Origin of the sequence: Pannonibacter anstelovis (genome assembly GCF_036881715.1) — a bacterium.
GTDB lineage: Bacteria > Pseudomonadota > Alphaproteobacteria > Rhizobiales > Stappiaceae > Pannonibacter > Pannonibacter anstelovis.
In genome coordinates this window covers 129,935-156,559 of record NZ_JBAKBF010000010.1, presented here as the reverse complement: position 1 = coordinate 156,559, position 26,625 = coordinate 129,935, and the positions used below count along the sequence as shown (strand labels likewise).

Sequence of the window (26,625 nt, the reverse complement as noted above, 5' to 3'; positions counted from 1 at the left end):
GGGGAGGTCACTCACCCCTCTCATCCTCGAACAGATCCGGGCCGGTGATTTCCTGCGGGTTGCTGCTCAGGGAGGCGAGGGTGAGGGGGGTGGTCTTATCAGACGGGGAGAAGAGCCCGCCGAAGAGGGACCAGCTGCTGACCACGCGCGAGACGGGGCCCGGCTGGCCTGCGACCGGCTGCGTGATGTCTGCCAGCGCCGTGGCTGTGCTGCTGGCGAGGGTGTAGTTCATGGCATCCGCCCCGCCGAGGCTGAGACCGCTGATCAGCACCGTCTTGCCCGTGCCGGGCTCTGCACCGGCGAAGACGCCGGTTGCCGTTGCCACGCGCAGCCTGTCGCCCGTGACCATGCCGTTGAACAGGGCACCCGAGGTGTCGAGCGTTGCCATCACCGTGCCATCGGCCGTCTTGTTGAGGGCGATGATGCCGCCGATGCTGGAAATGACGGCCCTTTCCACGGTGCCCGTCACCGTGCCGGGTGTGATCGTCAGCGTGTAGTTTCCAGCCGCCAGACCCGACAGCAGATAGCTGGAGAGGCTGATTTCCTTGCCAGAGCCTGCATTCTTGTCCGCATAGATGCCCTGTGCTGAGGCGAATGACACGTCATCGCCAAGGATGATGCCACCCAGCTGCGCGCCGGTCAGATCCAGCGCCACGGCCGTGGTGCCGTCATAGGTGCGCGTGATGCCGGAAACGCCGGTGAGGGTGAGCGCCTTCGGCGTGATCGCGGCCGCCGTTGAAACGTTGAAGCTGTTCTGCAGCGCGTTGGCGAGCTCGTAATTGGCAGCGTCTGCACCGGCCAGGGCAAGGCCAGAGACCGAGATGCCCTTGTTCGTGCCCGCCGAGGGGTCGAGGAAGGAAGCGGAGCCCGTGAGGGTGAGCGCGTCCCCGCTGACGAAGCCCGTCAGCACGGCATTTGTGGCATCGAGCGTGGCGGTGTCGCCGCCGTCATAGACCTTGCTCTGTGCGGAAAGCCCGCTGACGGCGGAAATGAGGGCCTTTTCCACGTCGCCCGTAACTGTGCCGGGCGTGACGCTGACGCTGTAGTTGCCCGCTGCCGCGCCGCCGAGGGTCAGGCCCGAGATGGTGATGACCTTGCCATTGCCCGCATTCTTGTCTGCATAGGCGCCAAGGGCGGTGGCAAGGCTCACGTCATCGCCCATGATCACGCCGTCGAGGCTGGCAAAGCTCTGGCCGATCGTCACTGCCGTGGTGCCGTCATAGGTGCGGGTGAGGCCTGCAAGGCCCGTGACGGTGAGCGCTTTCTGCGAGATGTCTGCGGCGGCCGCGAGCTGGATCGTATTGCCGATGCTGGCGTCATATTCATAGTTGCCGGCATCCGCGCCACTCAGGGCAAAGACTGTCACCTCAACCGTCTTGCCGGTTCCGGCAGAGGCGTCAAGGAAGGCGGCGGTGCCGTTGAACGTGAGCTCATCCCCGCCGACCATGCCGGTGAGGACAACACCGGAGGTGTCCAGCGTTGCCGCCGTGGTGCGGTCATAGACCTTGTTGTCCACGGCAAGGCCGCCGATGGATGTGATCACCGCCCGTGTGACATCAAGCTCCACCGCCGCGTCCGTGAGCGTGTAGTTGGAGGCAAGGCCCGTGCCACTGCCAAGCGCAAGCCCGCTGGTGTCAGCGGTGAAATGCGTGTCCGCATTCTTGTTGACGAGGGTGGCCGTGCCGCTGAGGGTCAGTGTCTCGCCATTGGCGAGGTTCCCCAGAACGATATCCGAGGCCGAGAAGCTGGTGCTGCCGTTGTAGGTCCGCGAGCCGGTGAGGCTGACGGCGCGCGGCGTCACCGTGACACCGCCCGTGCCGAAGGCGAGGTAGAAGTCGGCCATCGTCAGGCCGCCGGGCAGGCCGAGGGTGACCATGTTGGGCTCCGACCAGGCGTAGGTGCCCGCATTCGTTGTGCCGCTGATGGCGCTGCCCACATCAACGGAAACGGACGCGCCGGAGGTTACGGTGCTCAGGCTGCCCTGAAAAATGCCCGTGTCGCCATAGGCGCGGGAGAGGGTGCCGGACACCTTGAGGTAATTGTCGTAGAGCGCCTGCGTGGACAGCGCCCGCAGCTCCGGCACACCGCCTGCCTTGGGCGAGCCCCAGACGCTGGCAAAGTCCCAGCCATCCTCGATATAGAGGAAGGGATCGAGAAGCTCGGTGGCCGTCTTGCCCCAGCTGGCGGGCATGGAGCCTGCGCCCGCCGTGTCCACGTTGTAAAAGACGTTGGACACATTGGCGATTGAGCCGGTGCCGATCAGGCCCTGATTTCCCGAAACGGTGCCTGTGGCATAGCTGTAGCTGATCGTGCCGCCGTTGCTGCCAACGAGCGCGCCTCCGCTTGTTCCCGAGACGTTGCCGGTGGCATAGGAGTTGATGATCACGCCGTTGCTGCCGGTTGACCCCACCAGCCCGCCCACCTGAAACCTGACGGTGGAGGCATTGCCGGTTGCATAGGACTGGCTGACGGTGCCGCTGTTGAGATAGCCGACCAGTCCGCCGAAGGCCCCCAGCACTCCCCCGCCAACAACGGCACCGCCGCTGACGTCTCCGCTCGCGAAGGAGCGGGTGAGGGTGGTCTGGGACATGTAGCCAACCAGTCCGCCCGTCGCCCCCGTGCTGCCAGCCACGGTGGCGGAGGACCATAGGCCGGAGAGCGTTGAATTTGATGCCCAGCCTACGGCACTGCCAACCCCGGAACCGCCTGTGATTGAGCCCGTCACGCCGAAATTGCTCAGGCTGGCGCCCGTCGTAACCCCGAACAGGCCGATGGCCTGTGTCGAGGGCTGGCTGACATAAAGGCCGGAAACCGTATGCCCCAGCCCTTCAAAGGTGCCGGAGAAAGAGGTGGTGAAATCGCCCAGCGGATCAAATCCCGCGCCGCTGTTCCACCCTGAAGTGGCCGAGGCGTCAATATCGCTGCCGAGCACATAGAGCCCGGCAAGGTTGCCGTTGATGCCCTGCAGGTCCGTGCCCGTGGTGCTGCCTTCTGCGCCGAGGCTGGTAATGATTGTGTAGCTGTTGACCGCGCCGTCGCTGCCCAGCTTCGTTTCAAAGCTGCCGGTGGAAGCAAGGTTGACGGGGGCGCTGACGGTGTAGGTGGCCGTGTTGCCCGCCGCCACTGCGCCCTGACCGTAATGCAGCGCCAGCCCCGCGGTGGCCGTGCCGTTGAGCGCGGCGTTGATGGCAATGTTCCGGTCGGCCCGGAGTGTGAGGACATTGGCGGACCAGTTGATCCCGGAGGACACGGTGATATCGCCTGCATCCGCTCCCACAGCGGCGGTCGAGATTTCCACATTGCCGCTGGCAAGCCCTGTCTCGATAGAGGCCGCCATGTCCGCGTCGATGTTGATGTCCGTGGGGTCGATCAGCCAGTCGCCGCCGTCCGTCTCGACCTTGAGTGTCTTGTCCAGCTTCACCTTCTTCGCCGAAGTCTCGACGAACTTGGCTTTCAGCGAGCCGCTGGCATGGGTTTCATCGCTGCCCAGCAGCAGGATGCGGCCATTGCGCGAGCCGATGGCCTTGGCCTCCACCGTGCCGGTGTTGTTGACGATGCCCTTTTTCGCCTCCGAGGCGCCCCTGGCGGTGAGAATGGCGCTGCCGCCATCGGCCTTGATCAGGCCGCTGTTTTCCGCCAGCGCCTCCATGGTGGAGGCTTTCACCTCCACCGAGATCAGGCCGTCGCCGTCAAAATCCAGCAGCACGTCCGTTCCGGCGGCAAGGGCTGTATCGCCGGTGATGGTGCCGCTGTTGCGCACGGTGGGGGCGATGAGGGCCACAACCGCGCCGGAAATTTCGCCCGCATTGGTGATGGCACCGCCGCTGCCGGTGAAATTGAAGTCATGAGCCAGAAATTTGCTGTCGGTGATGCCAAGCGTGGAAGCAACAAAGGCCCCGGTCTGCACCCGCCCGCTGGTGCCGATGGCCACGCCATTGGGGTTGATCAGGAACACCTGGCCATTGGCATTGAGATTGCCGAGGATCTGCGACGGGTCTTGCCCCGTGACGCGGTTGAGCGCCATGGACGAGGCGCCCGGCTGCACGAAATTGACCGTGGCCCCGCTGCCGATGGAGAAGCTGTTCCAGTTGGTGATCAGCTGATTGCTGGTCTGGGTCACCGTCATGGTGCTGCCCGAGGTGCCGATGCTGCCCGTGCCTGCCGCGATGGTGCCGCCGGTGGGCAGCTCCTGCGCCTGCAGCAGGGACGGGGGCAGGATCAGCCCGGCGCCAAGCGCGCAGGTGGACAGCAGCAGGGTCAGATGACGCCGGCGCGTGGAACGGGAGCCAGCCGGAGAGACGCTGTTACGGGAAAACTGCCGGGAAAGCTGCCGGAAAAGCTGCATGACACCAGTCCTCATACCGGGGCTTCGGGAGGATCATGCCTCCCGCCCAGAAACTTCTTTTGCCGCGCTGGCGTGAGAAGGGTTCAACCGCCTCAGAAGCGGATGGCCCCCGTCAGCCAGAATTGATTGTTCAGGGACTTTCCGTCCGTGTTGCTGCCGTCTGCCGGACTGCGGCCTGGGTTGTCCCCGATGGCATGGGCCCAGGTGGCGGAAACATTCAGGTTCTCGCGTGTCCAGCGGGCATAAAGCCCCGCACCACCAACGCCATAGCTGTTGCAGGCGCAGGCATTGGCGAGCGGAATGCCGCGCTCGAAGCGGTTCACCACCACCTGTCCGGCATCGGCAAAGGCGGCCAGTTGCACGTTGCCATATCTGGCATTCACCGGCAGGTCGTAGCGCAGCTCCACGCTGCCCAGCACGCCCATGTCGCCGCGCCCTTCGCCCACCGGATAGGCGCGCACCGCATAGGGCCCGCCGAGCGAAAATTCCTCGGACGAGTCCAGATTTCCACCGGCAAGCTGGCCATAGCCGCGGGCAAAGAACGAGAAGGCCCCTTGCAGCTTCTGCACCCGCGCCAGGCTCGCATTGACCTTGTTGAAGGCCCCGGCGGTGCGCAGCCCCGCCCGGTCTGCCGCCTCTGCCGAAGGCTCGCCGGAGAGATCCAGCGTGCCGGTGGTCCAGCTCAGCGACAGGGCCGTCAGGCCGCCGCCGAAAAACCCGTCGCGCGCTTCACCCGAGACACCAAAGGTGCCCGAGACGGACTGCTTGTCCGAAAGCCGCCCGGCGCGGCTGTCATCCACCAGCGACTTCCAGTTGACCCCGGCCGAGGTGGAGACGGAAAGCCTGCGGGTGGTGACGAGCGCATAATCCAGCGTTGCCCCGGCGAAATCCGCCTTGCCCTTCAGTCCCAGCAGGCGGCCGGTGTCATCCACGTTGCGATAGGTCAGGTGGCCATAGCTGGCGCTGAGCGTGAAGGGGGACGCCCAGAGCGGCACACTGGCTGAAAGCGACCCGAAGCGCTGGCCTTCCGAGCCCGACAGCGTGACGCGGCTGAGGTCGCCGTAACCGGTCGCATCCGTGAGCAGCGCCGTGCCGGTGCCCTGTATCCGCCCCGTGGACCAGGAGCCGAAATTGTCGGCGGACAGGCTGCCCGAGAGCAGCGGGTCCTGTGTGGTATCGATCACAAGCCGTGTGGTGCCGGGGGCCGAGCCGGGCATCAGCCGCGCTCTTGCGGTGACGCCGGGATGCGCATTCATCCGCAGCAGGGCGCTTTCCAGCTGCGCCTGCGTCAGATCATCCCCCGCCGTTTCCTGCTCCAGAATGGCGCGCAGCCGCGCTTCGGACGCCCGCATGCCCTCTGCCCGCTCGAAGCTTGCCTCCTCCAGCCGGCCTTGCAGGATCTCGATGGTGATCACCCCTTCGGTGATGTCCTGCGGCGGCAGGATGGCGCGGGCGAGAAGATGGCCTTGCACCTGCAATGCCGCCGTCGTCTGGCTGGCCAGCGCCTGAATGCCGCCGATGCCAAGCCGCTTGCCTTTCCCGGCCGCAATGATGGAAGCCTGACTGGCGGGCGGCAGAAGGTCCGCGCGGCCGGTAAAGCGCAGGCCGGTGACAAGGATGGTCTGGCCTTCGTCCGAAGCGGTGACTGGCCGCCCTTGCGGGGTCTGCGCCGCCGCGTCCGCATCCATGCCCGGCAGGGTGCGCTGCATATCCAGCCGCCTCTGCTGCTCGCGCAACAGACTGCCCGCATCCTGCGCCACCGCAGGCATGCCCGCGCCGCCCATTGCAGCCACCAGCGCCGCCGCCGCCAGAGGCCGCGGCACACCCCGCCGCCCGGCGCGCCGTTCCGTCAGTGTTCCCCAAATCGTCACAAGCAGAAGATCCCCGTCCCGGACCGGGCAGCCAGACCATGTCTGACGCCTGTTCACCGAACATGCCTGAAACACTCATGGCTTGCATGTCCAAATTTTGCATGTATCAGCAAAATTGCCGTGTTTGTGGGGATGATAATGCCGGGCACCGCGCGTGAACTGGCTCTTTCAGCACAAAAAAAGTTCCATAAGATAGATTACGCGATAAATCTGTGTAGCAGCCAGACAAACTTGGGCCCAGTTAGAGATGCGACACTTCCCGTCCGTCTGACTCTGGTCAATGTCAACGTTGGAAGGAAGGCATTGACGTACTTGAGATCGAACGTCGCCTCCATTTAGGTGGTGGGTAATTCCCAATGAACCAAATTAGGTGAAAGGAGGTGGGTAATAATGAGTAACATTTGACAAAATGCATAACATATTTCATTATGTTTCTAGATTTAAGTCAAAGGAATCGTCATGAACATCACTGCTGCCCAATGCCGCGCCGCCCGTAGCCTGCTGAATTGGACACAAGATCAGCTTGCGGCGAATGCGGAGGTGTCCCGAGCCACGATTGCGGATTTTGAATCCAGTGCAAGGCAGCCGCTAACTAATAACCTGCGCTCCATCAGAGATTGCATGTTTGCTGCGGGTGTTGAGTTCATCCCTGAGGATGGTGAGAAGGGCGTTGGTGTTCGATTTCGCGAGCGAAAGCTTGAATATATTACCAATGTTCGGATTGATCGCTTCAACCGCGTCGCAACAATGCGCATGCGTTATTTGGGCGAAGACTTCCTATGTGTAATAGAACTTAACGCTATAGACGATCACTATCGTACGAGTTTTAATACTGACGATGAGTTTGCGAAGGCGATCAGCGGCATTTTGCACATCATCCTGACGACAGCGGAGCGTTATGCGCCATCGCATATTTCGGATGGTACGTTGCGCATTACCTACACGATGTTGGATGATGAATGACTACAAGGACCACACCCAGCTATGTGCTGAGTGAACGGGATTGGCTGGCCCCTTGACCTTGTTTGCAAGGCGAACCAGTCAGCCGGGTCTCGCGAGATTTCCCTCGTCATGCAGCTTTCACAGGGTTGTTCTTACTGGGCGCCAGACAATCTTGAGGGGAGACCGGCACGCAATGTGAAGGGATGCCCAAGCGGACGGAACGCCGTGAAACCGTCAGGCGGCTGTGGTAGAGGACCGGAGCTGGGACTCTTGCCGGAGCGCGATTGATGAGACGTCTGCCTGATCCGATCGAAACCTACATTGATGCCTATAACCGCAAGGACGTCGAGGGCATGCTGATGTGCCTCGCCGGGAACGTGGTCTTTCAGAACATCTCCGGCGGTGAGGTGACGGCTGAGGCAAGGGACAAGCAGAGCTTTGCGCAGATGGCGAGGTTCGGCGCTTCCGCATTCGAGACCCGGCACCAGAAGGTCGTGAACGCGATCACCGTGGCGGGCACCACACTGGCGGAGATCGACTACACGGCGGTTGTGGCAACCGACCTGCCGAACGGGTGGAAGGCCGGCCAGAAGCTCGCGTTCTCAGGCGCATCCGCCTTCCGCGTCGAAGACGGAAAGATCATCAGCATCGTCGATGAAAGTTGAGGTCTGGTGCCGCCGCTGCTGCGGCTCTTTCCAGCTTTGCGCTTACGAGGCCCCTCGTCACGCAGCCGTCACACGGCTACGGTTACTGGGCACCTGACACTCTTGAGGAGAGACCGGCGGGCGATGAGCAGCGGAGAGGGAACGCAAGAGGCTGCAAGGCCGGAGGGGACGGCTGGAGAGGTGTTCAGGGTTTTCCTGAAGCTGGGGCTCACGTCCTTCGGCGGGCCCATTGCCCATCTTGGCTATTTCCGCGATGAGCTGGTGACGCGGCGCGGCTGGCTGACGGACCGGGCCTATGCGGATCTTGTGGCGCTGTGCCAGTTTCTGCCGGGGCCTGCCTCCAGTCAGGCGGGCTTTGCGCTGGGGATGATGCGGGCCGGGTGGCTGGGGGCTTTTGCTGCCTTCACCGCCTTCACCCTGCCCTCGGCGCTGGTGCTCTTCCTCTTTGCCATGACGGCGGCGCGCATGTCCGGTCCCTTGGGCACCGGCGCGCTGCACGGGCTGAAGATCGTTGCCGTGGCCATTGTGGCGCAGGCGGTCTGGGGCATGGCGAAAAACCTCTGCCCGGACAAGGAGCGCGCGGCCATTGCCGTTGGCGCTGTCGCCATGCTCGCCCTTTTGCCCGGCGCTTTGGGGATGGTGGCAGCAATCCTGCTCGGGGCCAGTGCCGGTCTGGTGCTGGGCCGGGGGCAAGGGGCAGCCGCCGCCCCGCCTGCCCCCCTGCCCGTCACACGGGGCGTGGCCCTTGCCGCGCTGGCCGTCTTTGCCTCGCTGCTGGTGCTGCTGCCGCTGCTGGCCGGGCAAGGCCAGAGCCTTGCGGTGATGGACAGTTTCTACCGCGCCGGGGCGCTGGTCTTCGGCGGCGGCCATGTGGTGCTGCCGCTGCTGGAGGCCGAAGTGGTGCAGCCCGGCTGGGTGACGCCGGACGCTTTCCTCGCCGGTTATGGCGCGGTGCAGGCGATGCCGGGGCCGCTTTTCACCTTTGCGGCCTATCTCGGCGCGGTGCTGGGGCCTGCGCCCAATGGCCTTGCCGGGGCGGCGCTGGCGCTTGTCTTCGTGTTTCTGCCCGGCTTCCTGCTGCTGGTGGGCGCCCTGCCCTTCTGGGACCGGTTCCGCACCCTCGCCCCGGCGCAATCGCTGATGCAGGGGGCCAATGCCGCCGTGGTGGGCATTCTGGGCGCCGCGCTCTATACGCCCGTCTTCACCAGCGCCATCGGCGGCCTGCCGGATTTCACCCTTGCGCTGGCCTGTTTCGTGCTGCTCGTGGCCTTCAAGGCCCCGCCCTTCGCCGCCGTTGTGCTGGCAGCGGCGGGCGGCGCGGTGCTGGCGGTTCTGGCCTGAGAGATAAGGACAAGCCGATGCATGCTGATGATCTTCCCGTCACGGATGCCCTCATCCATGCGCTGCTGGCCCGGCAGGCACCGCAATGGGCGCAGCTGCCGCTCTCACGGGTTGCCTCCACGGGAACCGACAATGCGCTGTACCGGATCGGGGAGGATCTGGTGCTGCGTATCCCCCGGCGCCGGTCCGCAGTGGAACTGGTGACGAAGGAGCTTGACTGGCTGCCGCATCTCGCCCCCCTGCCCCTCACCATTCCCCGGCTGCGCCATCGCGGGCATGCCGGGCCTGAGATGGGCTGCGAATTCGGCATATTTGACTGGATGGAGGGCGAGGTTGCCACGCCGCAGAACATTGCCAGCGTGACGGACGCAGCGGTGTCGCTGGCCGGGTTCCTGAAGGCGCTGCACCGCAAGCCCGTTGAGGGCGCGCCGCTGGCCGGGCCGGTGAACAAGCTGCGGGGCATCCCGCTTGCGGATATGTCCGCGCAGACCTTTCCGGCAATCGAAATGGTGCGGGACGAGGTTGATGCCACGGCAGCGGTGGCGCTGTGGGACAGCGCGCTGGCGGTGCCTTTCGAGGGACCGGCTGTGTGGCTGCATGGGGACCTGAAGGCGGACAATTTGCTGACCATCGGCGGACAGCTCTCCGGCGTGATCGACTGGGGCCTTTCGGCTGTGGGCGACCCGGCTGCCGATTATGCCACCGCCTGGTCCTGGGTGGACCCTGCCGCGCGCGATGCCTTCCGCCAGACGCTGGAGCTGGACGAGGGCGCCTGGCTGCGCGGCAAGGCCTGGGCGCTTTACGGCGCCGTCATTGCCCTCAGCTATTACCGGGGCGGCCGGAACGAGCCGCTTTGCCGCCAATGCCGCCTCACCCTGTCCCGTCTCGGGCTGCTGCTCTGATCCAGCGTTGCACATCATGCCCTGAAAAGGCTCCGGCGCCGCGGGCCTACACCCAGCCCAGCAGCCGCCACCACAGGTAATCGAGCGGCAGGAGCAGCAGCAGGGTGATGGCGGTCAGCGGCAGGAGCAGGCGGGTCACATGTGACAGCCGCTCGCCCGACATCTGCATGGCGATGATCAGCGGCGCCACCTGATAGGGCATCAGCACGGTGGAGAAGCCTGGCACCTGTGTCATCAGCACCGCATCGAGGCTGAAGCCGCTGGCCGCTGCAAGGTCCTGCGCCATGGGCGTCAGCACCGCCGGGGCGCTGGGAACCGTGGCAATGAGACTGGTGCCGAAGCTCATCAGCGTCAGCGACAGGAAGTTGACGAGGCCCTGCCCCGGATTGTCTGCGGGCGACAGAGGCAGGACCGCCCGCAGCCCCTCGCCGATCAGCGTGCCCAGACCAGACTGGTTGACCAGCGTGCCCACCGCCAGCGCACCGGCAACGAACAGCACCGTGCCAAAGTCGGAGGAGGCCTTGAAGGCCGGTCCTGAAACGACGCCTATTGCGGGCAGCAGCAGGACGATGGCCGTGACGAGGCCGATCCAGGCCGGGTTGACGCCATGCAGGCTGTCAGTTGCCCAGAAGCCCAGTGTGATCATCAGGATGACCGAGGTTTTCAGCCGCGCGGTGGCCGCGCCTTCGGCTTCAGGCTTCTGCGGGGCGGCATCGGGCATCTGGCCGGAGGCCCGGCTGATCCTTGCGGGGAAGAGCTTCAGCACCAGAAACACGATCAGCGCCGACTTGACGATGCCCAGCACCGGATAGTGCAGCAGCAGATAATCGACATAGCTGAAATGCGTGCCGTAGATGGTTTCGGCGGCGCCGGACAGGACCATGTTGGGAATGTTGGACGGCAGGATGGCAAAGCTCGGCATGTTGCAGCCGATGGCCAGCACCACCGCGATGCCGGCGCGGCCATTGGAGCCCGGTTCAAAGCCGCAGCGGGCGGCCAGGGCCATGCCTGCGGGTATCAGCGCCACGGCGCGTCCGACGGAGGACGGCATCAGGAAACCGAGGAACATGGCGATCAGCATCAACCCGCCGATGAGGCGCAGATAGCTGCCGGTCAGCATCGGCGCGAGGGCAGCGGCCAGCTTGTCGCCCAGCCCCGACAGGCTGATGGCGCTGCCGATGACGAAGCCGGAGACGATCAGCCAGATGGCGGCCGAGGAAAAGCCGGAAAACACCAGCGGTGCAGGGGCGAGTTTCAGGATTAGTGCGGCAGCGAAGAAGATCAGCGCCGCCAGATAGTTGGGCACGAGGCTGGTGGCCCAGAGCCCGAGGGTGACAAGGATGATGGCCAGCGTCTGCCCCTGAACCGGGCTCAGGGGCGCAGGCGGAAACAGGGCAATGAGCAGCGAAATGGCGATGAGGCCAAAGGCGAGCGCCTTGCGCACGGGAATTGGGTTGGTCACGGATGTATATCCTGATCTGGTGCGGGGCCGCCAAACTAGCCTTCCCCGGTGCAATGCGTTAGACTATCATCATGCCAATTGATGTCGCTGACACGCCAAATGCCGCCCCCTCCCCCACCGCCTTCGTGATCGACCCGGAGCGGCCGGTGCTGGCCCGCAGCGAGAGGCTGGCGCCCGGCTGGGCCGTTGCGCCGCACAGCCACCCCCGCAGCCAGCTTCTGTGGGGCATGCGCGGCGTTCTCAGGGTGTTCAGCGCGGACGGGGTGTGGATCGTGCCGCCCTCGCATGCGGTCTGGGTTCCCGGCGGCGTGCCGCATCACACGCTCTCGGAAACGGAAGTGGAAATCCGCAATCTCTATGTGGACCCCAGCGCCCTTGAGGGCCGCCCGGCCCTCTCCGGCTCCGCCTGCAGCGTGCGGCTGATGACGGGGCTGATGCGCGAGATCATCCTGCGGCTGTGCAGCATGGGCGGGCCGGAGGGACCGGAAGGACATGAAGGAAAGGACAGCGCGCACCAGCGGCTTTGCGCGCTTGCGCTGGATGAGATCACGGCCCTTGCCGAAGCCCCGCTGCATCTGCCCGGCGGCCACGATCCGCGCCTGCTGCGGGTGACGCGGCATCTGGTGGCCAATCCGGGGGATGGCCGGTCTCTGGCAGAGCTTGGCACTATGGCAGGGGCCAGCATCCGTACGCTGGAGCGCCTGTTCCATGGGGAAACCGGGCTCACCTTCCGGCAATGGCGCAGCCGCTTGCGGCTGCTGTCCGCGCTGGAGCTGCTCAACCGCGGCCACAGCAGCACGGAAATTGCCCACCGGCTGGGCTATGGCAGCGCCAGCGCCTTCTCCGCCGCCTTCCGCAGCTACTTCGGCACCCCGCCCCAGAGCTTTCTGGCAAGGGGCATGCCTGCGGCGGACCAGCCGGACGGGGAGTGATCAGAAGACGCGGATTTCGTCATCCGTGCTGCTGGCATAGGTGGATGAGGTGGCGGTTTTCTTGCGGGGAACGAGCGTGACCTTCAGGTCGTCCGGCAGGGAGGCGGTGATGATGTCGCCCACCCGGCCGATGCTGAGCAGGGACAGGCCCGCCTGCGGGTCCAGCTCATAGGAGAGGCTGACTTCCTGTCCGGTGGATGGCTCGCCCCGGGCCAGCGCGCCGGTGAGATAGAGATGCTGAAGGCCGAGGCGCATCAGCCGCTCCTTCTGGGCGCGCAGGAGATGGAGGATCTCCGCCGCAGAAGGCTCGCGCCGGTCCAGCCCTTCCGTGTAGCGGGTGAGCAGCTCGTTCAGAAGCTCCTGCACCTTGAGCCCCCGCTGTGCCGCAACGGCCTTGAATCTGTTTCTCAGGCTGACCGGCACGCGCGCGGAAAGAAAGGCGGTCTTTTCAGATCCGTCTGTCATATATGGCAATCCGTGAGCTCAGGATGCGGACGCACCCCGTTTAGAGAAGGCTTGTGCGTTGAGGAAACTGGAGAAAACCAGTTTGTGCACAAACGCACAATAGGCCCCTCCCCTGCCCGCTGTCGAGAGGGGAGGCGGCACGCAGTGGTGGATTTGCGCAAGCGCTTGAGCCGCTCGCCCTCTTTCCTTTTGAGCTGCCGGATTCACACATCAGATCTGGAAACTGCCCGCAATGAGGCGTTTGCTTTTCGCAAGGACGCCTGCCGCCCCCTCCCCTCAAGGGGGAGGGGAAACGAGAGGCCTCACCCAGAGAGGCAAGGCTTTGAAACGGCTTGCCTTTCCGGCGTCAAAGCAAAACCCGCCTGCCCGCAGGCTCAGCGTACCAGTGCCACCGGGTGGCCGGAGGCTGAAGCGGCGGGCAGGACGTCCATGTCGACGTTGTAGATGCGCCGCAGCGCCTCGCTGGTCATGATGTCTGCCGGGCTGCCCTCAAGGATCTTCCGCCCCGAATGCAGCGCCACGATGTGGTCGCAGAAGCGGGCGGCCATGTTGATGTCATGCAGCACGGTGATCGCCGTCAGCCCCTTGTCGCGCACCAGATCGCGGATCAGGCCCAGCACGTCCAGCTGGTGGCCGATATCGAGCGCGGAAATCGGCTCGTCCAGCAGCAGGCAGTCTGCATCCTGCGCCACCATCATGGCGATCCATGCGCGCTGGCGTTCGCCGCCCGACAGCGTGTCCACCAGCCGGTCCGCGAAAGGCTCCATGCCGGTGCGGGCCAGCGCCTCTTCCACCTTGGCCTTGTCGGCGGCGCCAAAGCGGCCAAGAGCGCCATGCCAGGGATAGCGGCCAAGGGCCACCAGCTCGCGCACCAGCATGCCGGGGGCCACCGGCGTGTGCTGCGGCAGATAGGCGAGCTTGCGGGCAAAGGCGCGGGCGTTCCAGCCGCTCAAGACCCCGCCCTGGAAGCGGATGGTGCCGCTGGCGGCCTCCTGCTGGCGGCCAAGCAGCTTCAGCAGCGTGGATTTGCCCGAGCCGTTATGCCCGATGAGCGCGATGGATTTGCCCGCCGGCAGCTCCAGATCCAGCGGCTGCAACAGCACCTTGTCCCTGAGGCGGAAGCTGACATTTTCCAGAGAGAAGGCCGGGGCCAGCGAAAAGCCGGGGGACGGCGCTGCGTCAGCCTTGAGGGCGCTGGCGGACATGGACATGAAACCCGGATTCCGTTACTGGTCAAACTGGAGTACTGTTTTCATGTTTCGCGGATCAGGCCGGAAAGGTCAAGCGTCCTTCCCGCCCCGCTGTCCTGCCTCCCCTGCCCTTCGCCGGGGCGGTGTTTACCTCGGAAGGCCAGCCAGGCCCCAACTTCTCTCCCCCCTTGAGGGGGAGATGCCCCCGGCAGGGGGCAGAGGGGGGTATCTGGCTGTCCGTTATCAAGAGAGTTCCCGCCGTGCTGAAGCGCTTCCACCCCCCTCTGTCAGCTTGCGCTGACATCTCCCCCTCAAGGGGGGAGAGGAGCGCTGCGGCAAAAGGAGAGAACTTTTCTCCTCCCTCCTCCCCTGTCCTGCCCGTAAAGCCCTGAAGTTCCATGACGAAATCCGATCTGATCCGGCGCTTTGCCGCCTATTACAAGCCGCACAAGGGCCTTTTCGCGCTGGATTTCGGCAGCGCCGTTGCGTCCGGCATGCTGGAGCTGGCCTTTCCGCTGGCGGTGACGCTGTTCATCGACCGGCTGCTGCCGACGGGCCAGCTCGGCCTCATCGCGCTGGCGGTTCTGGGGCTGATGGCGATCTACTTCTGCAATGCGGGGCTTCAGGCCGTCGTGACCTATTGGGGCCACATGCTGGGCATCGCCATCGAAACGGAGATGCGCCGCAAGGCCTTCGACCACTTGCAGAAACTCTCCTTCGGCTATTTCGACAATCAGAAGACCGGCCATCTCGTCGCCCGGCTCACCAAGGATCTGGAGGAAATCGGTGAGGTGGCTCACCATGGCCCGGAAGATCTGTTCATCGCCCTGATGACGCTGACCGGCGCCTTTGTCCTGATGCTGCATGTTCATCTGGAACTGGCGCTGATCACCGGTATTGTCGTGCCAGTCACCGCCTGGGTGACGACGCATTTCGGCAGCCGCATGACTTCCACCTGGCACGCGCTCTATGGCCGGGTGGCGGATTTCAACGCCCGGATCGAGGAAAATGTCGGCGGCATCCGTGTGGTGCAGGCTTTTGCCAACGAGGACCATGAGCGGGAGCTCTTCGCAACGAGCAACACCAATTACCGCGACACCAAGCTTGCCGCCTACAAGGTGATGGCTGCATCGATGTCCCTGTCCTACCTGTCCATGCGCTTCGTGCAGGTGGTGGTGATGCTGGCGGGCTCCTGGTTCGTGGTGCGCGGCGAGCTGAGTGCGGGCGGCTTTGTCGGATTCCTGCTTCTGGTCAACGTGTTCTTCCGCCCGGTGGAGAAGATCAACTCCGTCATCGAGACCTATCCGAAAGGCATCGCCGGCTTCCAGCGCTATCTTTCCTTCCTTGCCGTCAAGCCGGATATTGCCGACCGTCCGGCAGCCCGTGCCGTGGGGCGGCTCAACGGCGATATCGCCTACAAGGATGTGCAGTTCGGCTACAAGGCGGATGCGCCGCTCCTCAATGGCATCTCCTTCTCCATCAATGCGGGCGAGACGGTGGCCTTCGTCGGCTCTTCGGGCGCGGGCAAGACGACCATCTGCTCCCTGCTGCCGCGCTTTTATGATGTGACCGGCGGTGCCATTTCCATCGACGGCACCGATATCCGCGATCTGACGCTGAAGTCGCTGCGCTCCAACATCGGCATCGTGCAGCAGGACGTGTTCCTTTTTGCCGGAACCATCCGCGAGAACATCGCCTATGGCCGCCTTGATGCGAGCGAGGCGGACATCCGCGAGGCGGTGCGCCGGGCCAGGCTGGATGAACTGGTGGAAGGCCTGCCGGCCGGGCTCGACACGGTGATCGGCGAACGCGGCGTGAAACTGTCCGGCGGGCAGAAGCAGCGGCTGGCCATCGCCCGGATCTTCCTCAAGAACCCGCCCATCCTCATCCTCGACGAGGCAACCTCCGCCCTGGACACGGAGACGGAAAAGGCCATCCAGCAGTCGCTGGCCGAGCTTTCCACCGGCCGCACCACACTGATCATCGCCCACCGTCTGGCCACCATCGCAGGCGCTGACCGTGTCTTCGTGGTGGAACAGGGCCGCATTATCGAGGAGGGCAGCGAAGCTGAACTGCTGGCCCGCGAAGGCAGCCGCTACGCCCGGCTGCGGCTGGCGCAATAGGGGAAAAGCGGAGACAGGGCATTGCCTTCCCATCTCCCTGTCATCCCGCCAGAGCTATCGATAAACAATAATAAAAATGAGTCTAAACTGGCTCGTGTGAGCAAGGTTGCCGTTCAATAGATGCAAACTTTGGACAGGCGTTGAATATTCAGAGATTTTCAGCGGTTAAATTTATGATAATGATGAGGTCCTGCCACCAAAACCTGCAGTCCGGACTTCAACATGAAATTTCAGTTTTCCGAAAGAAATGCCGTCTGGCTTTCTGTTGCAATGGTTTCATGCCTCAGCTCAACTTCAGCGGGTGCTGCCTGTGTTGATGGCGGAGGCAATGTCTACAGCTGTTCCGGCAGCCTCACCTCTGGCGTAACAATTCTGGATATGGACCCCGGCCTGCAGATTGCCACGATGCCGGGCTTTTCGGTGAACACTGCAACGGGCGATGCCCTGTCTATTTCCGGCTGGGGGGCGGTCAGCTACACGGATGCAAACAGCTCCAACCTGACCACCACAGGCGGCAGAGGCCTTGTGGCAACCGCAAATGCCTTGTCCGGTGATGGCACTTCCTCGCTTTTCATCAGCACGGCCGGAAACATTCTGTCCTCGGGCACGGGTGTGCTGGCCTCCAATCTGGGGGCTGGCTCCCTGACCGTGCAGCTTGGCAACGTCACGACAACAAGCACCGGCAGCAACAGCTTCGGCGTCCAGATCAGCGGCAGCGCGGCAGCAACGGGCATGACGCTGACAGCCGGCACGATCGACGCTGCCTATGGTGGCATCTCCGCAGGTTCTTACGCCGGCTTTGGAACGGTTTCGATCACGACGACGGGTGACGTGATCGGGCGCAGTCAAACCGCCATCGATGCCAATATAACGCGCGCGGGATCGTCGCTGAACCTTGATATCGGCGGGAATGTCTCCAGCGCCACGCACACCGGCATCCGCGCCTTCCTGTCCGGCTCTTCCAACAGCGGCAACGGGACCATGACCATCAACGTGGCAGGAACCGTCTCCGGCCAGGCGACAGGCATTTATGCCGATGCCCGTGGCGGCTCCACCCTCACGCTTTCCGCAGCCGGGGCTTCCGGGGGCACATCGGACGGCATCCGCGCCTTCGGCGGATCGGGGACGGCCAGCATCACTGTCACGGGCCTGGTGCAGGGCGCAGCCGACAATGCCGGTGTCAATTACATGCACAGCGGGTCAGGCACCTCCACGCTGTCTCTCGCGTCCGTGCAGGGCGGCAATTATGGCGCCTATCTCTTCGGCTCAGGCACCGGCGCAACGGTTCTGTCAGCTTCCGGCAGCATCACGGCTGCTTCGGCAAACAGCACGGCGGTGGGGACCAGCATGACCGGCAATGCTGGTGCGCTCGACATCAGCGTCACCAGCCTCTCCGCCACCCTCTATGGCGCCTATCTCGGCAATGACGGGCGCGGGGCCACCAGTTTCACCGCAACCGGACCGGTCACCGTTTCAGGGGCGAACTCGACAGGCGTTCTGGTCAATCAGGGGGCAAATGCCGGGGCGGTCGACCTCAATCTCGCCTCCGTGTCGAGTGCTCTCTACGGCGTCTATATCGATAACAGCGGCGCCGGAGCCGTCCGGCTCAATGCGGCCGGTCCGATTGTTGCCACTGCCGCAGGGTCCACCGGGATCCGGGTTGTTCAGCGGACTGCCTCCACCGGCACGGACATCAATCTTGGCCAGGTCAGTGCCCAGGGCTACGGCGTCTATATCACCAACAACGGTCAGGGCACGACCAGGCTCACCAGTTCTGGAACAATTTCAGCCACTGGATCAACCTCTTACGGTATTCTCCATTACGGAACCGCCAATGCTGTCCTTGATGTGAACACCGTCGAGGCGAAAACAATCGGCATCTATCTCGGGTCCACCGGAGAGGCAGAGCTGACCGTCCGCGGTACTGTCTCCGGCGCATCGGCGGCCATCAGCGCCAATGGTACGAGCCTGCTGGACGTTCGCGTGCTGGAAGGGGCCGTGGTCGGTGCCCTGCCCGGCTCGCCCGAAGGCTTTGCTGTCTCGCCGGCCACCGGCGCCTTGCGCCTTGCGAACTCCGGCACGCTTCTGGGCAGCGTGTCCGGCGGCAGCGGCGATGATGTGGTTACCAATGCCGGTGTCTGGCGTTTGCGTGACTGGGACAATGCCGGAACGGCAGTGAATGCCGTTGCGCTCGGCGCGGGCAATGACACGCTGACCAACCTGGCTGGCGGACAGATCATCGCTGCGCTGGACGCCTCGCGCGGCGAGCGCACGGGCTTTACCGGGATCGGGACTTTCGTGAACCATGGGCTGCTTTCCATGGCCGATGGCGGAACGGGAGATGTGGTATCCGTCTCGGGCGGCACGCTGACCCTCGCCTCGGGCTCTGTGCTGGCGCTGGATATCAACGCGGCCGGTGAGGCCGACCGGGTGGAAGTGACTGGCAAGGCCATAATCGAGACGGGGGCGAAAGTTTCGGCGTCCAGCCTCGACGGCGTGAAACTCGACCATGATTATCTCGTGCTGAGCGCAACAGAGGGCGTCAGCGGCCGGTTTACCGAGGCCTTCTCCGCTTTTCTGCAGCTTGAAACAAGAAGCGATGCGCAAAACGCCTATATCCGGCTGAACAAGACGGCAGATCTGGCTGCTGCGGCGGCCACTGGCAACCAGCAGGCTGTGGCTGCCGCCATTCCGGCGTCTGGCGAGCTGCGCAACAGCCTGCTCGTGCTGCGCACCAATGAGGAAGCGCGCCAGGCGCTCGAGGTGCTGTCCGGAGACGTCTATGCCTCCGGACAGGTGGCGGTGCAGGGGGCGACGGGCCAGATCATCGGCATTCTGGAGCGGCGCATGCGCGGCATCATCTCCGCGAGCCCGGTTGCGCCTGCCGTCCAGCCTCTGGGCTATGCTGAGGAGCCGCGCAGCACGGCCGCGCAAGTGTTCGACCCGGTGCTGGGCGCTGGTGCTGGCGCAGGTGCAGAGGCGGCGGTTGACACCGGCCTCAGCGTCTGGAGCAGTGCCTATGGTCAGGCCGGTGAGCTGGACGGTGGCAATGGCGCTGCGGACCTGTCGTCCCGTGCCGGGGGCTTCGTTGCGGGCGCGGATGCGCTGGCGGGCAGCTGGCGGCTCGGCATGGTGGCGGGCTATGGCCGGTCCGTTTTCAAGACGCCGGGCGGCCAGTCGCGCGGCACCAGCAACAACTATTCCCTGGGTGCTTATGGCGCCAATGCCTGGGGGCCGGTGCGGCTGCGCACGGGCGTGATGCACACCTGGCACCAGCTGGAGACACGCCGCTCCGTCGCCTTCGGCACATTCTCCGACCAGCTGGCAGCCTCCTATGACGCCCGCACATTCGAGGCCTTCGGCGAAATAGGCTATGCCTTCGCGCTGCCAACAGCCACCAGCCTGGAGCCTTTCGCCGGGGTGTCCTACACCCGCGCGCACACGGATGCCTATCAGGAAACAGGTGGCGCTGCCCGTCTGTCGGGCAATGCCACGGACCGCAATACGGTGTTCTCGGCACTGGGCTTGCGTGCCTCGCACCCCTTCGTCACCAGCATCGGCACCTTGCGGATCAACGCCGGGGCCAGCTGGAAACACGCCTATGGCAGCCTCTCCGGAACAACGGAGCATGCGCTGGCGGGCGGATCGGTCTTCTCCGTTTCCGGCTCTTCCACCGCGCGGGATGCAGCTGTTGTAGAGGCAGGGGCAAGCCTTGATCTGGGCCGCCGCGCCAGCCTTGGCCTCACCTACACGGGCGAGTTCGCCAAGGGCTCGTCAGAGAACGGAGTGAAGGCCGATTTCCGCCTGAGGTTCTGAAGCGACCTGCAATTCCTTGAAACAAAAACGCCGGCGGACCTGATATCCGCCGGCGTTTCTCATTGAAATGGCTTGAGAAAGTGAGGCGCTGCTGCCGTGTGGCCCTGTTGTGCAGCTCCCTGCCCGCCCAGCTTCGCAATTGCGAAGTTTTGGGGGAGAGAGTGCCTCTCCCCCTGCCCTTCCCGCTTCAGGTGCGGATCTGAAACTCCGTCATCATGCCGGTCACCAGATGCGGCATGTGGTGGCAGTGGAGCATCCAGCGCGCCGCCTCGCCGGCATCCAGCGCCACCGTCACCATCGCCATGGGCGGCACGTAGACCGTGTCGCGCAGTGCGCCGGAGAGCCGCTGGCCGTTGACCGCCACCACCTGGAACACGTGGCCGTGCAGATGCATCGGGTGACCCATCATCGACATGTTGTGGAAGGTAATTTCCACCCTCTCCCCGCTGACGGCTTCCAGTGGCTGATGCTCACCCCAGACGGCGCCGTTGATGGTCCAGACATAGGGCTGCATCGTGCCGCCCAGCATCACCATCATCTGCCGGTCCGCCGGGCGCTGCGGCAGGGGGTGAGCAGCGCGCAGACGGCTCTCCTGTGAAAGATCCGTATCGAAGGCGGGGGCAGGAGTGTCCGTCATATCCGGCAGCTTGCTGACGCTGGCGCCTGCCGTGGCAAGGATCAGCCCCGTCTGCTCCCGCGCGCCTTCCCGCCGGGCGAGGATGGGCCAGTTTCCTGCTGTGGCGGGCAGGTCCAGCTCGATGTCGAGGCGCTGGCCCATGGCAATGCCGAAGCGGCTGCCCGCAAGCGGCTGCACCGGATCGCCGTCCACGGCGGTGAGCTGTCCGGCCAGTGCGCCGGTTTCGATCCAGAACACGGTTGCGGCAGAGGCGTTGATGATGCGCAGCCGCACCCGTCCGCCCTTCTCCACCTGCACCACCTGCGGGTCGTCCAGCGTCCGGTCATTGGCGAGATAGGCGTCCCAGTCATGGTCGTTGAGGTCCATGCCCGCCATCTGCGCGCCGGACATGTCCATTCCGCCCTGCCCGTTTGCCGCCGCGTGCCCGGCGTGGGCGCTGTGGCCCGCCGCGGCCGCACCATGGCCGCCGTGCCCGTGCCCATGCCCGTTTGCACCACCATGTCCGCCGCCATGTCCCGCACCGATGGCGGCCATCACTTCTTCCGGGCTCTTGAAGGAAAAGTCATGCAGCAGCATGACCACGTCCTGCCGGTCCTCCTGCATTTCTGCCGCGCTGCGCACGATCAGCGGGGCGGCCAGAAGCTGCATCTCCTGAAAGGGGATGTGGCTGTGCATCCAGAAGGTGCCCGTGCGCGGGGCAAAGTCATAGGCGCGGTTCTCGCCCGGCTGCAGCGCGGGAAGCGGCATGTCCGGCACGCCGTCCTGCTCGTTGGGCGGGATCTGGCCGTGCCAGTGGATCAGGGTTGGCTCGTCCAGCCCGTTGGTCAGGTTCACCTGAAACCGCTGGCCGGCGTCCAGCGTCAGGCCGGGGCCGGACGGCCCCTCCAGCCCGAGCACCGTGGCGGCACGGCCCTTCACCTCCAGCGTGCGCTTGACCGCTCGCAAGGAGAGGGAGCTTGTGCCGGTTTGTGTGGCCGCAAGGATCGGGCTGGCAGGCAGCATTGCACAGGCCGCAAGGGCGGCTCCGCCCTGCAACAGGGCACGTCTTGTCGTGATCATGAGTATCTCTCCGCAGGATGCGTGGCATCCTGGCCGGTGGAAAAAAAGCGGGAACCGATGCGGTGCGGCGCCTTTCAGGGCTTGCGCATCCGCATCAAGGGTTCAGGTTTCAGGCGGAGAAGGCGCGGGGCGGTTGCAGCGGCGGCGCGGCGCTGGTGGGGGAGGGGAGATGCACGGATGCGCCCTCATGCGTTTGCACGGGCGCAGAGGGCAGGGCCGCAGGCTGGGCCAGAAGGGCGAAGGAGGCGAGCAGAAGGCAAACGCTGGCGCAGGCGGCAAGGCTGGCCGGATCATCAGCTGCGGCATCTGCCGCGCCGTGATGCGGGCCCGTATGCCCTGCCTGCGCATGGTCCATGGCCGCCATGGCCATCTGGTGATGCTGGCCCATCTTCTGGCCCAGCTGCTGGCCAGCCTGCGGCATGCCATGAGCCAGTGCCACCAGTGGCGACAGCACCAGTGCGGCAGTAAGAAGCAGGTTCATCAGCAAGCGGGACATGGCAGTACGATAGGGCAGGGGCAGGGGCAAAGTCCAGCACGCAGGTCTTCACGATGCCGTGGACCGTGCCGTGCCATCCGGAGCCCTGCAGGGAAAAAACTCAAGGGCCCGGCGGGCCTGGCGCTCCAGACTTCTGACAAACCTTCGGCCTCTCCATCGTCATCCTCGGCCTTGTGCCGAGGATCTATATAAATCAAAGGCTTGCAGATGGCCGGGACAAGCCCGACCATGACGAAAGAGGAGAACTCTTGCTTTGTCATCGGACTCAAGGCGCCCGGCGGGCCGGACGCCTTCTGGTGCAGAAAGTTATGGTTAATCAACCGTTAATCAGCGGATTTCGGTCACCGGACGCGGCGTTGCGGGTGTTTCTGCCGGAAGGACCGGCACAGTCACCTCGGGCTGCTTGCCGGTGAGGCTGCCGAGGAAGGCGACGAGCTGCGCCGTTTCTTCCGGCTTCAGCGCTTCGCCGAGCTGGCTTTCGGCCATGATCTCGACCGCCACCGGCAGATCCCAGACCTTGCCCGAATGGAAGTAGGGCGCGGTCAGGGCAATGTTGCGCAGCGGCGAGGCGCGGAAGACATATTCATCGCCCGCCGTTTCGGTCACGGCAAAGCGGCCCTTGTCTCCGGCGGGCAGGATTTCCGAACCCGGCTTCTCGATCAGGCCGAAGGGATAGTAGCCGTTTCCGCCCACATTGACGCCCGAATGGCAGGCCGAGCAGCCCTTGTCGATGAAGAGCTGCAGCCCGGCTTTGGCTTCCTGCGTCAGGGCGTTGTCATCGCCGTTCAGCCAGGCATCAAAGGGGGCAGGGGTGATCAGCGTCGCTTCAAAGGCCTCGATGGCCTTGGCCATATTGTCGAAGCTGACAGCATCGCCATCGCCGGGGAAGGCGGCCTTGAACTGGCTGACATAGGCGGGCATGGAGTTCAGCGTCGCCACCACCTGATCGGGGGTGTTGGCCATTTCAACCCCGGCCTGGATCGGCCCCTTGGCCTGTGCGGCCAGATCTTCGGCGCGGCCATCCCAGAACTGGGCCTCGTTGAGCACCGCATTCAGCACGGTGGGGGAGTTGCGCGGGCCCTTCTGCCAGCCGTGGCCGACCGAGGTTTCCATGTTGTCATCGCCGCCCGTCGCCAGATTGTGGCAGGAGTAGCAGGAGAAGACCCCCGAGGCCGACAGGCGCGGATCAAAGAACAGCGCCTTGCCGAGTTCGATCTTCTCCGGCGTGACGATATTGTCTTTCAGCGCCGGAATGGTGGAGGGCAGGGGCTTGAAGATTTCCAGCGCCGTCTGCCGCAAGTCATCGGCATAAGCTGCGCCGGACAGCAGCGCCATGGCGAGCATGGCGGCGGGTAAACTACGCGTCATCATTATTCTCCGCAGTTTGGAACCCCTCCAGAAACAGGCTACGTTGACGCCACGCAGTCCTGTTTGACCTCAGTCAATTCTGGAGCGATTCCAAACAGCTTTTCCTCACCGTGCGCCTTCGCCCCGGATCAGCGACTGGGCGGTGTAGACGAGAATGGCCGCACCGACGGCGCCGAGCACGGCGACGCCGAGCAGGACGATGAGGTCCACCGGCCCGCCCATGTCGCGCAGGTGCGAATGGGTGACGCTGAGCACGAACCAGACCGCCGCCACCGCGCCAAAGGGCATGGAAACCTGTGCCCAGAGGAACTTGCGCATGGAAAGCGCCCGGTCGCGGATCAGCACGTAGAGATAGGCAGCGGTGACGAGACCGGCCACGATGACCATCGCCCAGAACAGGCCGCCCCCGAAGATTTCCTCAAAGACGGCGATGAGGGTTTCAAACGTCAGGTCCTTCATGATGTCTCCTCCCTCAGGCCTTGCCGCGCAGCATGGCGTTGTAGGTTGCCTTCAGCGCCACTTCCTTCATCAGCCAGCTGATCCACAGTTCCTCCAGCGGCGCGATGATGCCGGGGAAGGAGGGGACGAGGTTGTTCTGATAGTCGAACTCCACCAGCATGGCCCGGCCAACGCGGGTGATCAGCGGGCAGGAGGTGTAGCCTTCATAGATGGCGGTGCCTTCCTTGCCGGCAATGGCGGCGACCAGATGGTCCTCCACCACGGGCGTCTGCCACTTCACGGAAGCCGCCGTCTTGCCCTTCGGCACACCGGCCACGTCGCCAAGGGCGAAGATCTCCGGAAAACGCAGGTGGCGCAGGGTTTTCTGGTCGCATTCCACCCAGCCCTGATCCGTCCACTTGTCCGCCCAGGACAGGCCGGAGGAGCGGATGAACTGCGGCGCCCGCTGCGGCGGGATCACATGCAGGTAGTCATAGGGCAGCTCCTGCTGCGAGGTCACATCCAGGCCCGTCGCCGGATCTTTCGCGGTGACGTTGAAGGTGGCCAGCTTGCGGGCAGGGTCCACCGCCTTCAGCACATGGCTGTAATGGGTCTTGAAGCCGCGTTCACCGAACAGCATGCGCACCTTTTCCGAGACGATGGGCACGGAGAAGAGGGCGTTGTTCTGGGCCGCATAGTGGATTTCATACTTGCCGCGGCCTGCGCCCCGGCTGGCGATGTCGTCAATCAGGAACGTGTGCTTCAGCGGCGCACCGGCGCATTTCATTTCCGTCGCCGGACGGGTGAACAGGCCGATGCCGCCCTTCTCGGTGAAGGCGGAGGCGGCCGCCCATGTGCGCGCCGCATAGTCCGGCCCGGCATAGAGCGCGCCGATGCCGTCCTTGCCGACGAGATCCAGCGAAAAGCCTTCGATGGCATCGTGATCCAGCGTCAGGCCGGGGGCGAGGACGAGGAAGTCATAGGCAACAGTCTGCCCGCCGGTGGTGGAGACCACCTTCGACAGCGGATCAACGGCAGCGGCCGTGTCCGTGATCAGGGTGATGCCCTTCGGCAGCCAGTCGCTGGTGCGCGAAACCGTGTAGGAAGCTGGCTTCAGCCCGGCGGCGACGAGCGACAGGCCCGGCTGGTAGATATGCTCGGCGCGGGCGTCGATGAGGGTGATGCTGGCGCCGTTCAGCCGCTCCACCAGCCGGTTGGCGAGGGCAGTGCCCCCAGCACCTGCACCGATGATGACGATGCGGGCCTTGGTGCTGACCGGCTGCGCCTTGCCGGGCGCGGCCAGAACGGCTGTGGCACCAGCGGCGCCCGCCAGTCCCATGAAGCCACGGCGGCTCAGTGCGAAGTAATTGTTTTCTTTCATGTTCCCCCCTTTTTACCAAGGCGTCTGAGAGGCAGGCGCATCACGCCTTGAAACTGCTCGTACGCCGCACGGGCTTGTTCAGCTCCGGGCCTCTACCCGGTCTGAAACCTCACTCAGGCACGCAGATGCTGCCGCTTCTGATTGCCCCTGCCGTCCTCCAGACAAGGCCAATGACAACGATGGTGAGAAGGGCCAGAAGCCCGGCACCAATGAACTTGTGAGCCAGCGAAGCAGCCGCGCCCGCATAGCCGAAGCTGGCAATGGCAAGAGCCGCCAGCGGAAAGGAAAGCGCCCACCAGGACAGCGCAAAGGGCATGTTGCGCAGCTTGCCGGCCTGTGTGGCGACAACGAGTGCGAAGACATAGGCGGCGCTCAGCAGGAAGTGGCCGAAATGGCCTGGCTCACCCGTCAGCCGCAGCCAGGCGGTGAAGGCAACGGCGGGCGGCGCAACGAGGATCATCAGCGTCGGCACCATCTTGCCGGGCAGGGGATCGTGGAACATCAGCCGGTTCATCACCAGCGTCAGCAGCACGATCCAGAAGATCAGCCCGCCCGAAAAGAACAGCCAGGACAGTTCCATGTAGCCAAGCCGGGCGCCAGCCAGCGGCACCACCACATTGCCCACCGCAGGGATGAACCATGCGGGCGTCAGCGTCTGGTGCTGGAAGGGGCGGTGGCCGATCCAGGCGGAGACAACGGAGAGCGCCAGCACACCCTGCAGGACCGTGGCAGGCAGCCAGACGGCCGTGGCGATGGCCGGGGCCGGTTCTGCCAGGGCGGCAGCCAGCAGCAGCAGCGAGATGGGAATGGCCGGAAAGAAGGCAATGCGCACCGGGTGGTGCCATTCGGCGGCAACTTCGCTGCCGTGGCGCAGCCACTTTGCGCCATAGAACAGGCTGACAACTGCAAGCCCGGCAATGGACAGGGCCAGAATTACGCCGGAGACCTGATGCGGCCAGCCAAAGGCAGCCTCAGCGGCGCGCCAGGCCAGCGTCAGGCCCATCATGCCCATGCCGGTGGCGAAAAAGGTGATTGGAAAATGCTCCAGCCGTGAATGCTTCACGCTGGCAACGGCAGTCTCGTCCATATCCGGCCCCTCGCAGCACCGGGCCAATCCCTCCGGATGCCCTGATGCAAGGGGCAATAGTTTCAATAAATCGAAACTTTAGCAAGTCCGTCAAAATGCGAAGCT

Annotated in this window: 18 protein-coding genes; 7 read left to right on the top strand and 11 right to left on the bottom strand. The window is 64.5% G+C overall.

Annotated elements, in window-relative coordinates; translation table 11 throughout:
* Positions 1–7: 7 nt before the first annotated feature.
* Positions 8–4,345: a beta strand repeat-containing protein gene (locus tag V6L75_RS15930; RefSeq protein WP_334252475.1), complete on the bottom strand. Its 4,338-nt coding sequence runs from the start codon at positions 4,343–4,345 to the stop codon at positions 8–10.
* A 92-nt stretch (positions 4,346–4,437) separates the two neighbouring features.
* Entirely contained in the window at positions 4,438–6,216 is a 1,779-nt protein-coding gene (locus tag V6L75_RS15925; protein ID WP_334252474.1) for a ShlB/FhaC/HecB family hemolysin secretion/activation protein, read from the bottom strand.
* A gap of 459 nt (positions 6,217–6,675) precedes the next feature.
* Here V6L75_RS15925 and V6L75_RS15920 point away from each other — a divergent pair, with 459 nt between their 5' ends.
* The 4 genes from V6L75_RS15920 (at position 6,676) to V6L75_RS15905 (ending at position 10,066) form a co-directional block, all read left to right on the top strand.
* The gene (locus V6L75_RS15920; RefSeq protein WP_334252473.1) at positions 6,676–7,179 is read left to right on the top strand and encodes a helix-turn-helix domain-containing protein; all 504 of its coding nucleotides are present in this window, start codon (positions 6,676–6,678) and stop codon (positions 7,177–7,179) included.
* A 266-nt stretch (positions 7,180–7,445) separates the two neighbouring features.
* Positions 7,446–7,823, top strand: coding sequence for a nuclear transport factor 2 family protein (locus V6L75_RS15915; RefSeq protein WP_334252472.1), 378 nt, complete (start codon positions 7,446–7,448; stop codon positions 7,821–7,823).
* A gap of 123 nt (positions 7,824–7,946) precedes the next feature.
* Positions 7,947–9,164 carry a chromate efflux transporter gene (gene chrA, locus V6L75_RS15910; RefSeq protein ID WP_334252471.1) on the top strand — a complete coding sequence of 406 codons (1,218 nt, stop codon included), beginning with the start codon at positions 7,947–7,949 and terminating at the stop codon, positions 9,162–9,164.
* A gap of 17 nt (positions 9,165–9,181) precedes the next feature.
* A complete protein-coding gene (locus V6L75_RS15905; protein WP_334252470.1) occupies positions 9,182–10,066 on the top strand; it encodes an aminoglycoside phosphotransferase family protein in 885 nt (294 codons plus the stop codon).
* A 46-nt stretch (positions 10,067–10,112) separates the two neighbouring features.
* On the opposite strand, the gene V6L75_RS15900 is transcribed toward V6L75_RS15905, so the two are convergent.
* Positions 10,113–11,528 (bottom strand): SLC13 family permease, encoded by a 1,416-nt coding sequence (locus V6L75_RS15900; RefSeq protein WP_334252469.1) that lies wholly within the window; start codon positions 11,526–11,528, stop codon positions 10,113–10,115.
* 71 nt (positions 11,529–11,599) lie between these two features.
* Between V6L75_RS15900 and V6L75_RS15895 the strand changes: the two genes are divergently transcribed.
* Positions 11,600–12,460, top strand: coding sequence for an AraC family transcriptional regulator (locus tag V6L75_RS15895; protein ID WP_334252468.1), 861 nt, complete (start codon positions 11,600–11,602; stop codon positions 12,458–12,460).
* On the opposite strand, the gene V6L75_RS15890 is transcribed toward V6L75_RS15895, so the two are convergent.
* Positions 12,461–12,925: a nucleotidyltransferase domain-containing protein gene (locus V6L75_RS15890; RefSeq protein ID WP_334252467.1), complete on the bottom strand. Its 465-nt coding sequence runs from the start codon at positions 12,923–12,925 to the stop codon at positions 12,461–12,463. It abuts the gene before it with no gap.
* A gap of 374 nt (positions 12,926–13,299) precedes the next feature.
* Entirely contained in the window at positions 13,300–14,136 is an 837-nt protein-coding gene (locus V6L75_RS15885) for an ATP-binding cassette domain-containing protein (protein ID WP_334252466.1), read from the bottom strand.
* A gap of 377 nt (positions 14,137–14,513) precedes the next feature.
* Here V6L75_RS15885 and V6L75_RS15880 point away from each other — a divergent pair, with 377 nt between their 5' ends.
* Both V6L75_RS15880 and V6L75_RS15875 read left to right on the top strand, forming a co-directional pair.
* Positions 14,514–16,238, top strand: coding sequence for an ABC transporter ATP-binding protein (locus V6L75_RS15880; protein ID WP_334252465.1), 1,725 nt, complete (start codon positions 14,514–14,516; stop codon positions 16,236–16,238).
* 378 nt (positions 16,239–16,616) lie between these two features.
* Positions 16,617–20,054 carry an autotransporter domain-containing protein gene (locus tag V6L75_RS15875; protein WP_334252464.1) on the top strand — a complete coding sequence of 1,146 codons (3,438 nt, stop codon included), beginning with the start codon at positions 16,617–16,619 and terminating at the stop codon, positions 20,052–20,054.
* A gap of 187 nt (positions 20,055–20,241) precedes the next feature.
* Here V6L75_RS15875 and V6L75_RS15870 read toward each other — a convergent pair whose 3' ends face one another.
* The 6 genes from V6L75_RS15870 to V6L75_RS15845 all read right to left on the bottom strand — a co-directional run bounded on the left by V6L75_RS15870 (position 20,242) and on the right by V6L75_RS15845 (position 26,520).
* Positions 20,242–21,750 carry a multicopper oxidase family protein gene (locus V6L75_RS15870; protein WP_334252463.1) on the bottom strand — a complete coding sequence of 503 codons (1,509 nt, stop codon included), beginning with the start codon at positions 21,748–21,750 and terminating at the stop codon, positions 20,242–20,244.
* 109 nt (positions 21,751–21,859) lie between these two features.
* Positions 21,860–22,246, bottom strand: a complete 387-nt coding sequence (locus tag V6L75_RS15865) for a hypothetical protein (RefSeq protein ID WP_334252462.1) — start codon at positions 22,244–22,246, stop codon at positions 21,860–21,862.
* A 327-nt stretch (positions 22,247–22,573) separates the two neighbouring features.
* Positions 22,574–23,590 carry a cytochrome-c peroxidase gene (locus V6L75_RS15860; RefSeq protein WP_334252506.1) on the bottom strand — a complete coding sequence of 339 codons (1,017 nt, stop codon included), beginning with the start codon at positions 23,588–23,590 and terminating at the stop codon, positions 22,574–22,576.
* Between the two features lie 129 nt (positions 23,591–23,719).
* Positions 23,720–24,073 carry a DUF5368 domain-containing protein gene (locus tag V6L75_RS15855; RefSeq protein WP_334252461.1) on the bottom strand — a complete coding sequence of 118 codons (354 nt, stop codon included), beginning with the start codon at positions 24,071–24,073 and terminating at the stop codon, positions 23,720–23,722.
* 13 nt (positions 24,074–24,086) lie between these two features.
* Complete coding sequence (locus V6L75_RS15850; RefSeq protein WP_334252460.1) at positions 24,087–25,433, bottom strand: NAD(P)/FAD-dependent oxidoreductase; 1,347 nt, start codon at positions 25,431–25,433, stop codon at positions 24,087–24,089.
* A gap of 109 nt (positions 25,434–25,542) precedes the next feature.
* Positions 25,543–26,520: an SLAC1 anion channel family protein gene (locus tag V6L75_RS15845; protein ID WP_334252459.1), complete on the bottom strand. Its 978-nt coding sequence runs from the start codon at positions 26,518–26,520 to the stop codon at positions 25,543–25,545.
* Positions 26,521–26,625: the final 105 nt, after the last annotated feature.